7 protein-coding genes and 1 pseudogene are annotated in these 13,283 nt (G+C 60.2%); 4 read left to right on the forward strand and 4 right to left on the reverse strand.

Annotation, left to right across the window (positions count from 1 at the left end):
* Positions 1-262 precede the first annotated feature (262 nt).
* On the reverse strand, positions 263-2,392 hold the full coding sequence (locus tag AC0L2A_RS25955) for a prolyl oligopeptidase family serine peptidase (RefSeq protein ID WP_473611220.1): 2,130 nt from the start codon (positions 2,390-2,392) through the stop codon (positions 263-265).
* Between the two features lie 1,244 nt (positions 2,393-3,636).
* Here AC0L2A_RS25955 and AC0L2A_RS25960 point away from each other — a divergent pair.
* Both AC0L2A_RS25960 and AC0L2A_RS25965 read left to right on the forward strand, forming a co-directional pair.
* Positions 3,637-3,798 (forward strand): annotated as a pseudogene (locus AC0L2A_RS25960) (transcriptional regulator domain-containing protein); the annotation flags it as partial.
* Between the two features lie 115 nt (positions 3,799-3,913).
* Positions 3,914-4,429 carry a DUF2285 domain-containing protein gene (locus AC0L2A_RS25965; protein ID WP_473488968.1) on the forward strand — a complete coding sequence of 172 codons (516 nt, stop codon included), beginning with the start codon at positions 3,914-3,916 and terminating at the stop codon, positions 4,427-4,429.
* Positions 4,430-4,818: 389 nt separating this feature from the next.
* Here AC0L2A_RS25965 and AC0L2A_RS25970 read toward each other — a convergent pair whose 3' ends face one another.
* The 3 genes from AC0L2A_RS25970 to AC0L2A_RS25980 all read right to left on the reverse strand — a co-directional run bounded on the left by AC0L2A_RS25970 (position 4,819) and on the right by AC0L2A_RS25980 (position 9,402).
* Complete coding sequence (locus tag AC0L2A_RS25970; protein WP_473611222.1) at positions 4,819-5,205, reverse strand: aminotransferase class V-fold PLP-dependent enzyme; 387 nt, start codon at positions 5,203-5,205, stop codon at positions 4,819-4,821.
* Positions 5,206-5,892: 687 nt separating this feature from the next.
* Complete coding sequence (locus tag AC0L2A_RS25975; protein ID WP_473611223.1) at positions 5,893-6,666, reverse strand: HAD-IIA family hydrolase; 774 nt, start codon at positions 6,664-6,666, stop codon at positions 5,893-5,895.
* A 1,305-nt stretch (positions 6,667-7,971) separates the two neighbouring features.
* Positions 7,972-9,402, reverse strand: coding sequence for an NAD-dependent succinate-semialdehyde dehydrogenase (locus AC0L2A_RS25980; protein ID WP_473611247.1), 1,431 nt, complete (start codon positions 9,400-9,402; stop codon positions 7,972-7,974).
* Between the two features lie 1,545 nt (positions 9,403-10,947).
* Here AC0L2A_RS25980 and AC0L2A_RS25985 point away from each other — a divergent pair.
* Positions 10,948-12,303 carry an aspartate aminotransferase family protein gene (locus AC0L2A_RS25985; protein WP_473611225.1) on the forward strand — a complete coding sequence of 452 codons (1,356 nt, stop codon included), beginning with the start codon at positions 10,948-10,950 and terminating at the stop codon, positions 12,301-12,303.
* Positions 12,294-12,482 carry a hypothetical protein gene (locus tag AC0L2A_RS25990; RefSeq protein ID WP_473611226.1) on the forward strand — a complete coding sequence of 63 codons (189 nt, stop codon included), beginning with the start codon at positions 12,294-12,296 and terminating at the stop codon, positions 12,480-12,482. The genes AC0L2A_RS25985 and AC0L2A_RS25990 overlap by 10 nt, the downstream gene beginning before the upstream one ends.
* Positions 12,483-13,283 lie beyond the last annotated feature (801 nt).

The following is a 13,283-nucleotide window of genomic DNA, read 5'->3' on the forward strand; positions in this document are numbered from 1 at the left end:
AGGCGGAGGGGGAGGCGGAGAGGCGCAGGGGGCTTTTGGAGTCGCGATAGCCTGCTGTGCCAGCAGCATCAAGACGACGGCCGCTGTTACTCCCCGCGCCACCTTCACTCGCTTTGTTGCCATGATATTTCTCCTTGCTCTTCAGAAATGGTAGACTGCAATAGTCCTGCAGTATTGATTGATATCGACAGCGTGCGGGGCGCGCATTTGCGCAAACCGTGCTCGCATTATTTACACCTTTGTCGCAGTCCTCGACCTGTACTCACTCATCCGAAGTCCGCGCTTGTCGAGCTCCCGGTCGTCTATGAAAGCTATCGGCGTGCCAGCCGATCGCGCTGCGAAGGAAGTGGATGCCAAGACTGATGAATGCAGCGCGCTCCCGATTGTCCTTGCCGTAGCCGTGGCCGCCCGCGCCGGGCTCGTAGAAGTACGCGGGATAGCCAAGGGCCTGCAGCTTTGCCGCCATTTTGCGCGCGTGGCCCGGATGGACGCGGTCGTCCCGCTTCGTGGTCGCGAGCAGGATAGGCGGATAGGGCTGTCCGGGCGTCGCAGTGTGATAGGCGGAAATTTCCTTCAGGAAAGCCCAATCGTCAGCCTTGTCGGGATCGCCATATTCGTCGATCCAGCTCGCGCCCGCCAGGAGTTTGGTGTAGCGGCGCATGTCGATAAGCGGAACCATGCAGAACAGCGCGCCGAAACGCTCAGGATAGCGGGTAAGCATGTTGGCGATCAGCAGGCCGCCATTTGAGCCCCCCTCGGCGGCAATCCGCCTCGGCAGCGTAATGCCCCTTCGCACGAGGTCGGCGGCAACGGCGGCGAAATCGTCATGGGCGAGACGCTTGCCCTCCCTCCGCCCGGCATCGTGCCAGCGGGTGCCGAACTCGCCGCCCCCGCGGATGTTCGCCACCACACACGTGCCGCCGCGCTCGAGCCACAGCTTGCCGAGCGAGGAGTTGTAGGAGGGCAGGAGCGATATGCCGAACCCACCATAGGCGCTGAGATGAACCGGGGCATCTCCGTTCCCGTTCGCCGGACCAACCTGCGTATAGGGGATCATCTCATGATCGATCGAGACTGCCTCGTGGCGCGTGACCACCAGTCCGGATGCGTCGAAAGTCTCCGGGTTGCGCTTCAGGATCACTGGAGCACCGAGCGGCGGCGCGGCATTGAGATCGAATAGGAAAAGCTGCCGCGGCGTGATCGGGTCCTGAGCCGAAACGAGGACCTCTCCATTGGTCTCGTGAACTGCCGCATCGAGTGACCAGAGGCCAACGGCCCCTTGCGCGGGCACGGTGTCCAGGGCTCGGCGTGTCCATCCTGCGGGCCCGGGGTGCAACACCTCGAATCTCGGAGCGAGGTTCGCCAGGTATCCGATAATGAGCTTCCCGTCATTCCAGAAGAATGACTGCAGACAGCGCCTCTCGTCCGGTTCAAACAGGGTACTGAAACGGCGTTCGCCGGCCAGGAAAGAGGAAAGCGAGATGCCGATCAGCGCGTCGGCGTGATAGGTCGTCCCGGCAACCGTCCATGCTGTGCGCGGCTTTACCGCCAGCCAATCGCCGAAGTTAGCCCACCTGGCGCCCTTGGGAAGGTCGATCTCAATCTTCGGCCCGCTTTCATCGCCAATGCGGACTATCTTCTCGAAGCAGGCCAGCTGCTCGATGAACCACACGCGCTCGCTCTCGGCGGTACGGTCCAGATGGCCAGACACACCCAGGGTTTCGGAACCGGTCTCGAAGATTACCGGCGCGGTGAGGGGATCCGCGCCACGCTTCCACAGTCGCACGGTGCGCGCGTAACCGGAGCGGGTGGCCATGCCATGACCAAGCGCACTGGAAAGCAGAAGCGTGTTGGGGTCGAGCCAATCAATGTCACCCTTGGCCTCGGGGAGATTGAAACCGTCGGCGACAAAGCTCAGAGAGCTCAGGTCGAATTCGCGATGCACGACCGCGTCGCTGCCGCCGCGCGACAGGCGCAAGACGGCTCTTTCGCGCGTCTCCGGCTCGATCGACGCGCCGCCCCAAACCCAGTCTTCTCCGTCGCTAGCCGCGAGGGCGTCCAGATCGACCAGTAGCTCCCATTGGGGATCCGCCTTCATATAGGCGGCAAGGGTGGTCCGGCGCCACAGTCCTCGCGGGTTTCCGGCATCTTGCCAGAAATTGTAGAGGTACTGACCACGGCGCCAGATGGTGGGAATCTTGTCAGGACGGTCGAAAATCGCTGTCAGGGCCGCCCGGTCGCGCTCGAACTGCGTTCCCGCGAAGTGCTTCAGGGTCTTTGCCGACTGGCTGGCGGTCCACGCAAGTGCCGGTTCGCCTTCTACATCTTCAAGCCAAAGATGAGGGTCATCGTCGGGCGCATTCAGCGTTGGGCGGAAATCGAATTCGCTCATGTGCGAAAGACCTGAGGAATGAAGGCGCAATGGCTCTCGCCTGCTCGAGAAGGATCAATGTTTGCGGCGTCGCCCGCATGTTCGAAAAGCGTGATCATGGATGAGTTCTTCCCAGTCGGTGCGGCGTCGCAGTGCTTTTGCGCATAGGACCGCAACCGTCGTGCCAACTGGGAAATCCTTACGGAACAATGGGATCGCTCTGGCAGCGCTGTGTCAGATGTCAGACATCGTCGCGAATGCGACAACGAGCGTACCCCGTAATCACCGGATCAACCTCCGGCGCGAGCGGTGACACCGTGCAGCACTCAAGCAGGAGTGGCTGGGCTGTGGTCCAGCGGCAAAAAACCGGAGATTCGAGGAAAGGGGCTGGGCGCCGCTTGGGCGACCTGATGGTGCCCAAGCCCTGCCGCAATCTTGGCCTGCACCGTTCCCTTGATTGCATTCTTGAAGTCTGTCGATCAAGTCACCAAGCTGCATTCGGGCGAACGCATGGGACTCGTCCCTATGGCAACCTGGGCTGATGTCGGGCCGCCGTCCGATATGAGGGTTTAGGATTGGGGGAGCTCGGGCTCGGCCTAGTATCTCAACGAGACGCCTAATGGTCGACGATGTCTACCTGACGCTACGCATTGGTGTGCCGCGGCAACAGGGCAGTGCGGGGCAAGTCTGCTTGGAAGAATCAGCTGCAGCAGGCGCAAGTGGCCCCCGGCCGCTCCATCTCCATGCCGCTCGCAAAACCCCGGCGTGAGCACCACCCCAAAAGCAATTGCGCGCCTTGCTTGTTCGTTTTGCGGGCCCACTGCACAGTCGGCTCAACCTGTACACCTATACAGGCTGCCATACCCTGAAACTTGGCCTCCAATGGTGGAAATTCCCCCGAGGAGACCTACGATGACTCACTTTATAGCACCTGCGCTACGACAACTTGCCCACAAGCACCGGGCAATCCACCGCTACGCAACTTCGTCTCCAAGGAGCGTCTTGAACGCGACGCAGGAGCCGATCACCGCTATCAATTCGATTGCCCTGGCGTGCACAGGCCGCGCTGCCTGTCGCTGCGCGGGTTCGACGGTCTGGTGGCCATTTGCGCGCGCCTTCTGCCCTCGAGAGTGCCAATGGCGCACACTTCGACGAAATGTCGGCGTCGAAATCTGGTGCCTTCGGCGCCGGTGCTTTGCCAAGTGGCATAAACTTTCGACCCCCCTGGGGGCGGGCAGGGGAGCACAGTCGTGCCTACAATTCTCGTGACTGGCGCGGACGAGGCTGATTGGCGCGATGAAAGATCATACGATTACACCGCTGGTCTGACGCCGCGCGAGTGGGCCTGGGAGTTCTTACGCCGCAACCCAGCATTCCAGCGTGATCTGATCGCTGCGCGCCAGCAGGCCCATACTCTGTCTAACCAACCCTTTCTCGACGTGGTCGCGTTGGCCGGTGACCTGTCGCGCTGGGGTGTCCTGTTTCGCCGAGTCTTATGGGCGAAATTCGCTCGTATTCTGGTCCCCGCTCTGGTGCGTCCATGTGCTGCCGGTCATTGCAGAACAGCTGTCCGCATCCTCGGCGACATTGCCGTTCGAGCTCTCGGCGTTGCCATGTCGTGCGACGGTCCTGCTGGCGCCCGACAAGGGCCAGCATGTTCTTCTTCGCAATGCGGAACATACGCTCCAGCTCGCCGTCTCTGGCGCGGATATCTTGCGCCCTGTTTGCCTCCGCACCGAGGCGATCTGGCCAGCGATGCTTTCGAAGCCCCGTCTGAGGGCGCTCGAGTGCCTCAATTCTCTAAGTCTGGGTCAACACCTGCCCGCCCGCTTGTTTCCGCCGGAAAGACGCGGTCCGCGTTTGACCTTCGTTCTTCGTGCGCTCGACGGCTCACTTGCTGGGGCGTCACATCGTGAGCTCGCCGAAGCGCTGGTTGGTCAACGGCGCGTCCATGCCGACTGGAGGGATCCTCGCGATCATCTGCGCGACCGCATTCGCCGTGCCGTCTCGCGTGGCCGCGCCCTCATGAATGGAGGGTACAGAGATTTCCTTCTTTAAAAAGTGACAGTCCGCCCTGTGCGTCAGCCGGCGAACAGTTCGGAGCTAAAACCCGTCACCACCGATTGGCCGCTCGACATGGCAGCGAACGGCCTTCGAGGGCGCTCTGGTTGAGGCATCGTCGATGCCAAGAGGCACGTTCGTATTGTCCGATAGCCGACAATGTCGAGTACGCAAGGTACAGGACTCTGACTCTCGGGTGTTTTTAAGCGCTTTTTGACCTGGCACGGTACATGCATGCTATTCAGCAAAACACGCGGACTGAGTGGTTTCCACCTCCACGAGAGTCGCTGAATTACGCCACCTCCCAAGGCGTACCCGGCCCGGCAGCGAGCTCAGTCTCCTGCCGGGCATCCGTGTTCAGATGTACTCGCGTTCAGAACTTCAAATTAGAGGCGCAATGTTTCGCGTCCGGCTATGCGAACTGGTGCTGAAGAATTGTCAGACTTCGAGCGCGGTCGTTGTGGCTCCGTGTTCACGGCAGCGACTATTTCGGCCATTGCCAACTCGAGATCCGCCTTTGGAGTAAATGTGGAAAGGCTCACTCGCAGCGTAGGCTTAGCATCTTCATAGCTGATCCCCATCGTCGTCAGCACATGCGACGGAGCGGTGGAGCCAGCGCGGCAGGCGGAACCTGTGGAGAGACAGATTCCGCACATCGCCAGGCGCTCGACAATCGCATCGGCGTCACACCACGGGATGGTCAAGGAGCACGTATTTGGAAGGCGTGGTGCTCGAATCCCAATAAAACGTACTAGCGGCAGGCGGATTGCCAACTCCCGTTCAAAGTTGTTTCGAAGCGCTTCGATGCCACTCGCTAGACTCAGCCGCCGAGCCGCCTGTTCTGCGGCAACGGCCAGTCAGGCGGCTGCTTAGCTGTTCAGCGTCCCGCGCCGTCGCCCGTCCTCCTGTTCACCATAAAAAAGCGGTTCGAGGCGCAACCCCTCCCTAATGTACAACGCGCCCACGCCTTTCGGGCCTTGGAATTAATGCGCTGATAGGGAGAGCAGATCGACTTCGACGAACTCGTCTGTCAGATCTATGGGTATACGACTAACAACCTGCGCGGCGTCCACGTGTAGGATCGCCTCCGGAGCGAGGCGGCGACGATATCGGTCTAAACTACAATGGGTTGAACGACGCCCATCTCGTTGTCGCAGCCATGACAGAACCGAAGGCGGTGTCGGGCGTGAGTGTCGCAGCGAACGCATCTGGCTCGATCCAGCCTGACCCGTTCGCTGGTAGCCTACTTCGGCGCGCGAGACTCTTCGGTCGAAGACCTCTTGCTTCATGGAAGCCAAGATCGGCCTGCATTGGCTACATGGGTGTACTTCGACCAAGTTGTCCCGCCTATCACTTCTTTTCTGGATGCGGCCAGCTGTTCCTCCAGATAATTGCCCTTTGACGGCCGCCATTGGGAACGTAGAGGGAGCGTTCGGTCTTCGTGTAGGGGTGCGCTCGGCTCATTGGTTCACGATGATCTGGCCCAGATCGGCAAGGCACTCGACCACGTGGTCCGGTCTGAATGGAAACCGCTCTATGTCAACCAGTTTCGTGACCCCAGTAAGCACAAGGGCTGTCTTCAGGCCCGATTCCAGCCCGGCGAGCACGTCGGTGTCCATGCGGTCACCGACCATGATGGTATCGACAGCTCGCACTCCGAGCCGGTCGAGCGCGTTACGCATCATGAACGGGTTCGGCTTCCCGACGAAATAGGGCTGACGGCCGGTGGCCTTCTCGATTAGCGCTGCGACTGCACCGCATGCCGGATGGGAGCCCCGCTCGGTCGGGCCAGTCGCATCCGGATTGGTGGCGAGAAAGCGCGCGCCCTTCGCCACAAGCTCGGCGCCAGTTGCGATCTGCTCGTAGTGGTACGAAGTGGTGTCTCCGAGGACCACGAACTCGGGGGCAAACTCCGTTATCCGGCAGCCTGCCTGCCGCAGGGCCTCGACCAGACCGTGGTCGCCGATGACATAAGCAGATGATCCGCGCTTTTGCAGTTCCACGAACCGCGCAGTGGCGAGCGCCGACGTGTAGATGTGCTCTGGCTGCACGGCGAAGCCAAGCGCTCTTAGACGCTCGGCATGATCTTCGGGCGTGAAGCGCGAGTTATTGGTGAAGATCTGAAACGGCTCACCCTTGGCGACTAGCCCGGCGACATAGTCGACCGAGCCAGCAATCGGTTGGCCGCCGCGGACCAGGACCCCGTCCATGTCGAGCAGATGCGCTATTATCATTGGATCTCACCCCTCAATGTCTCTCGTGGATGCGCGGCCTGGGCACGTCTAGTGTCACTGTATCTTCTCCAGGCCGGAATACCGGCGACTGTAGCGATTCAGAGCGATGCGCGAAGGGCGCTCAATTGCTTGTGCGGCAATAAGGAGGTTGCGGCGTAAAAAGTGTCCGTCGGGTCATCCGCTCGCCGTGCGGACGCGCTGCACCGTTGGGCTGACGACATTCGCTGTGTCAGCGCATCTGATGGACGATCGCGTTCTAGTTCGCGTGAACCACCTGGCGAGACGTTTCTCTGCAGAACCATCGTGATTGACGGCACCACAGTGAACCAGCATTGTCTCGCGCCGCGGACGCAAACACGCCGGTGCCTTGGCGGACTTCCCAATGGTCGGACAGCCAATCGAACGATTTCGAGAGTCGCTCCCGCGCCCAAGGTGTGATTCAGTACCGAATATTGACGCCGACCGCGAGTGGTTTACCCGTTCACTTGTTTTCGCGTTTCCGCCAAGTCAGGGTAACAGTCGGGCGCCTGCGATGTCCCTTCGCAAAGAGCCTGACCCGTTCAAAAGCCTGCTAGTCGCCGAGCTTGGGCCGCGGCAACAGGAAGGGGCGCCTTAGGGCATTTTTTGAGGCAGAACCCGAAGACACTTCGTTTTGGGGGCGGCGGCCGGGTATTGATGCTTGGCAGGAGCGAATATAGAAAATGGCAGCGGGCGGCGTTGCAAAGAAGGAAAACGCAACGGGGCGGCGCTGTGACAATGGCGAGCGTCGATTCAAGCACGTCGGAAAGAGGCTGATCCCGTGTTTGAATTTCACGACAGCGAGCCGAACACGTGGGTTGGAAAATGCCCCTCAACCCTATCTGAACGTGATCGGACAAAATTACTAAATGAGGCAATTGGGGCGCCGAACTGTGATCGGCACCGGCCCGTTCCGAAGAAGCTATACGTCGTTTAACAGGGGACATTTATGAGGCCCAAACGAGCGATTACGGCCGAACCTATCAGGATATCCATATAAGGGTGAGCTGTCGGCGGCGTGGATCTCCGGGTACTTCTTGATGCTGTCGCCCCGCACAGATGATATGCTTGCCGCGGTTGGATAGGATGAGCAACGTACCGTCAGGTACCGGCGCCTTGGCTCGTCGCCGCGGAGGCGGTTCAACGTACTGGGCGCCTAGATGCACACTTAAGGCGCGCAGGCCGGGGTCGCGATAGACGACCCGAACCAGCCGCAAGCAGGTTCGCCAAAGCGCTCGATCATCCCTTTGGTTCATTCTGAGCCGGAGGTGTCCATCCACATAGAGATCAGATTCCGCCTATGCAGAGATATTTCATTTCGAGGTAGTCTTCGAGCCCGTGGCGGGAACCCTCCCGCCCGATGCCGGACTGCTTCATCCCGCCAAAGGGCGCCGCTTCCGAAGACATACGCCCCGTGTTGATGCCAACCATGCCATATTCCAATGCCTCGGCCACGCGCCAGACACGCTTCAGGTTCGAGGCATAGAAATAGGCGGCGAGGCCGTAGATCGTGTCGTTGGCCTCACGCACAACCTGATCCGCCTCGTGGAAGCGAATGATCGGCGCCAGCGGCCCGAAAGTCTCCTCTTGCGCAACCGCCATCATGCTGGAGATTTCGGTGAGGACTGTGGGTTTGAAGAAGGTGCCATCCTTGCCGATACGTTCGGCCCCGCATCGAATTGTCCCACCCTTGGCAACGGCATCTGCGATGTGGGACTCGATCTTGGCCAAAGCATTCAAGTCGATGAGCGGTCCGACGTCCACTCCGGGGGCGAAGCCGTCGCCAACCGACAAGCACCGGACTTTCTCCACGAACTTCTCAACGAACTCATCGTGAACGCTCGATTGGACGTAAAGGCGGTTCGCTGAAACGCAAGTCTGGCCGGCGTTGCGGAACTTCGCCTGGATCGCGCCGTCAACCGCAGCGTCGATGTCGGCGTCATCAAAGACAATGAAAGGGGCATTGCCGCCGAGCTCGAGGCTGACCTTCTTGATCTGGTCCGAGCACTGGCGCATGAGCAGCCGGCCAACCTCGGTCGAGCCTGTAAAGCTGATCTTGCGGATCTTGGGATTGGAGCAGAGTTCGCGTCCAACGCCAGCACCTTCGGACGCATAGATCAGGTTGACGACACCGTCTGGAAAGCCGGCTTGATGCGCGAGGGCGAACATTGCGCCTGCCACGAGCGGCGTCTGTTCAGCAGGTTTGAGCACGATCGCGCAGCCCGCCGCCAAGGCCGGCGAGATCTTGCGCGCCACCATCGACGCTGGGAAATTCCATGGCGTAATCGTGCCGACGACACCGATCGGCTGCTTGATCACCAGCATGCGACGGTCTGTCGAGGGTGCGGGGATCGTCTCGCCATAGATGCGATTGGCTTCTTCGGCGTACCATTGCAGATACGCGGCCGCATGCGAAACCTCCGACTTGGCTTCGGCAAACGGCTTGCCCATCTCTGCAGTGAGTATGGCGGCAAGATCACCGGCGTGGTCGATGATCAGCTCATGCCATCGCCACAGAACGTCGCTGCGTTCTCGGGCGGTCAGAGCCGCCCATCCAGGCTGCGCTACGTAGGCCTTTTCGATCGCAGCGCGTGTCTCCTCCACACCCATGTCGGGAAGTACTGCCAGCACTTCGCCGCTCGACGGGTTGAGGACCTCGAATGTCCGCTCGCTAACTGGCGTGCCGAGCGCCGGCAGGCGATCGATGGCGCCAAACAGGTCCGCGGATTTCAGGTGGCGGACAATCGGCAGGCACAGGGGCAATACTGAATTCCTCTCAAACACTGCGGATACGCATGTCAGCAGGCGTCGGTGTATATTCCGCGTCCGGGGATGCTTATAGGGCGTCGGCCTGATGGCTGGTAGACCATTCCACTCAACTTAAAGGTTAAAGGGAGAATTCTTGAACTGTCGTGGTCGATGGCTTGCGGTTCTCATTAAGTGACAACCTGAACAATGGACATCGGCTTCCGACCGCGCAGCCAGTTCATGTGGCCTGAACGGATCGCGATCTCTGCCATCGGAAGGGAGGCTCCCATGAGGAGAAGGCGAGCCACGATTCGGCGGATCGGTCGACTGACCCGGCAGGTGCTTCGCACGCCCGCGAAAACAGCTCCGCCGGCATTTCTCACCGAACCGAATTTATTTCCCCGAGAAAGGGAGAAGGAAGGCGAACTGGGCTGCCGGGCTCATCCTTGCCCCCAGCGTCAGGCCGACGACCATAAATTGCGGGCTCGGCCGGAAGCAGCTCCGCCGCTGCCCTGACTTGATCGAGCATCACCGATCGATCAGGCTGCGCGGCGCTGAGTGTTGTCGATGCCGAGCTTCTCGAGCTGCGATTCGAGGGGCGGGGCTGCAATCGACCTGGAGGGATCCAGTTTGTAGATAGCATAGGCGCCGATCCATGTTCCTTGGTTGCCTCGAGCTCGGCCTCTATCCTTGAAGACCAGGAGATGTTCCTGTTTCCGGCCGTGTCCGATTGAAGACGTCTTAGGTTCGAAACCCGACACAACTGACGCGCCGGCATCCCACCCCGCGTGGCACGAATGCGTGCTTTTCTCCTTTTGATCGCGCTCCTCGGTGGCACGTCAATTGCACGTGACAGTTAACGGCCGGGGGGCCCAGACGAATTGTTCCTCTCGATCAACCAACTGCGCGCAGAACGTGACGGTGCGCAAACTGAGGGAGTAGCTGATGCGAGTAGTCGTCGTATAGATCCATGGTCACACCGGCATGATCATCGGTTCGGACAGCCGCGCCCGGAGGTCGACCACCGCGGCGAGGTCGAAAGCATGACGGCGGTACTGCGAGAGGGCGGCCACCAGACGCCGGGGTGCGACGGCGATAAAGAACTGCTCACTTCGCTCGTGTGGTTTATGCCGCCCATCCGCAGGCCCGGCCCTCGGGGATCGCCTTCAACATGCGTACGGTATTCAGGGCGAGAAGTGGTCTCACCCACGTTCCCGCCATGCCCCGGCGGGCATCCCGTACACCGGATCCGGCCCGCCCCGGCATGGGCTAGCGCTCGACAAGATCATCGCCAAGAGACTAGCCCGCGATGCCGGCGTGCCGACGCCGCAGTTTCGCGTGATGGTTGCGGCACCGAGAGTGCCGGCGAGCTGCGATTCCGCCACGAAAGTAGGCAGCATTCTCGATCCGTGTTGATGGTGCAAGCACCTCCATCAGAACTCGCTCCAGCGCCAAATGGCATCAAAGTTTCGTAGAGCCTCGCCATCTCGACAAAGGTAGTCAAGGAGTTCGGACATGCAGCGCATTTCAGGGCTGGGCCACAACCGGGGAGAGGTCGTTGGACCAAAATCTCGCGAGGAGTTTCAACGAGCGCTAAAGATCACGCCCGGCGGCAGCATGCGTGCTGCGCAGTTCTTCGCTCCCCACCCGCCCTATGCTGTGGCAGGAGCGGGCAGCTGGATCACTGACGCGGACGGCAGCAAGGTCTTCGACTGCGCAAACAACTCCTTCTCGCTCATTCACGGCCATGCCTTTCCGCCGGTGATCGAGGCGCTGCACAAGGTCCTGGACGACGGCACCGCATTCGGGCTTCCGACCACAAGCGAGACCAGGCTCGCGGAAGCAATCACGACGCGTTCGCCGAAGCTTGAGCAGGTCCGCTTTACGAGCTCCGGCACCGAGGCTGTTATGTTCGCTGTCAAGGCCGCTCGCGCTATTACAGGGCGCCCGATGATTGCCAAGTTCGAGGGCGCATATCACGGCGCCTATGACTATGTGGAAGTGAGCCTTGATTCTGCACCAGACAACTGGGGCGATTCGTCGCCTAACAGTGTGCTCTATGCCAGTGGAACTCCCGCCTCCACCGCCGCGGATGTCCTTGTCCTTCCTTACAACGAGGCCAAGTCGTGCAGAGAGCTCATCCGTGCACACCATGAGCGCCTCGCCGCGATCCTTCTCGATCCAGTTGCTCCCCGCGTGGGCATGGTTCCGATAGAGGCGGATTTGCGGGAGGTCCTCCAGGATTGCTGTAACCGCTACGGCATCCTGCTTGTGGTTGACGAGGTCGTTTCTTACCGCGTCGGTTTCCGTGGCGCCCATGACATCTTCGGCTTTGAGCCGGATCTGGTCGCTTTGGGCAAGATCATCGGCGGAGGTTTGCCCGTTGGAGCCGTAGCGGGGCCTGCGTCGTACATGGCGGTCTTCGATCACACCAGGGGCAAGCCAGCCGTGTCCCACGGCGGCACGTTCAGCGCAAACCCGCTCAGCATGACAGCTGGGCTGGTGGCACTGCAATCATACACAAAGGATGCCGTGGCCCGTCTTAACCAGATGGGCGAAACGCTTCGTAGTGAAATCCTCGAGCAACTCAGAAGGCGCGAACTCCCCGCGCACGTTACCGGCGCGAGCTCCCTCTTTCGGCTCCACCTGAAGACTGAAGTGATCCGAAACTACCGGACGTCGTTCCCGAGCGCGTTGCAGAAGGCGGCGCTCTCAAAGGTGCACCTTGCAATGCTGGAACGGAGTTTTCTAATGACGACGAATTGCTCTGGCGCGCTCTCGACTCCGATGAGCGAGACCGATGTCCAAGACCTAGCCGCAGCGCTGGTGGATGCCGTTCATGAAACTTGGAAACAATCTCCGTGGGACTGATCGAGCAATGGTGGAAAGCGCAGCTTCGCGGCAGCGCTCGCGTCGGCGGCTTCGCCGATACGCACGACAATAACGTCGAACGACCGACGACCGTTGCCATGTCGAGAACACGCTGCAATTCAAAGGGCGGTCATCGGTGCCGCTCGCACCCGGTTCAACAAATTAATTTCGACCGTTAGCTGCCAATTGCGCTTGGCGCAGCATGACAGCGCCTCGCGGCTGGTCCGGATCGACCGGTAGTGTCAGCTTGCCTGCCCGTGCACACGCGCAAATCGAGGGCCGCGCGCAAAGACGCCCCATCGGCTTCGCGGTTTGACTGCAGTGAAGAGGTTTGCGTTCGTTTTTCACCGAACCTCCAGCATTCCTGCCGTTTTCTGAGATTTTGCAGGGTTGGTTTGCGGCGTTTCCGAGTCCTTCTACCCAGTGTGAGTTGTTTTTGCTGGGAGCCGCTTCCTGCACAATGGCCCGGACCTGCGCCATCAAGAAGGCTTCCATCGCGTCGTTGTAGAGGCCAAGCCCCTGCGTGGCCTTCGGCGAAGCAGAGTCTTGGCCCATACGGGTGACGATTCCTTCGCGCAGAAAGGAATGCGAACATCATCAAGAATTATGATTCCAATGTGAAATTTTGGATTATTGATAAAGAACTTGTCCTTTCACGACAGAGAAAAGTTGCAAGTCCGCAGCATCGATAACTTGTCACCTGTCCACACGAGTCCTGGCGCTTCAAGAACCGCGCCTGATCACCCTTCAGCTGCCAAGCGCGATCCGCGCCCGCCCGGGCTGCGCAACCTTGACCAGCTCCGCCCGGGCGAACGCTGACCGTCGCAAAGTCCATAAGGGGGTCAAAAAAGAGGACGCGGATGGAGGCCGGATTGGGAAAAGCGCAAGCTCAAGCTCGAACGCTATATGGCTAGGCGGTTCAGCCATATAGGGTGTTTGGGTCCGAGAGCGGAAACCGTCGTATCAGTAGATCGATATAT

Source organism: Mesorhizobium sp. WSM4844, from assembly GCF_055811775.1.

What these genes read in the sequence shown, in the direction of transcription:
- AC0L2A_RS25975 (WP_473611223.1), bottom strand. Translation starts at nt 6,666, where the DNA reads ATGATAATAGCGCATCTGCTCGACATGGACGGGGTCCTGGTCCGCGGC.
- AC0L2A_RS25955 (WP_473611220.1), bottom strand. Translation starts at nt 2,392, where the DNA reads ATGAGCGAATTCGATTTCCGCCCAACGCTGAATGCGCCCGACGATGAC.
- AC0L2A_RS25985 (WP_473611225.1), top strand. Translation starts at nt 10,948, where the DNA reads ATGCAGCGCATTTCAGGGCTGGGCCACAACCGGGGAGAGGTCGTTGGA.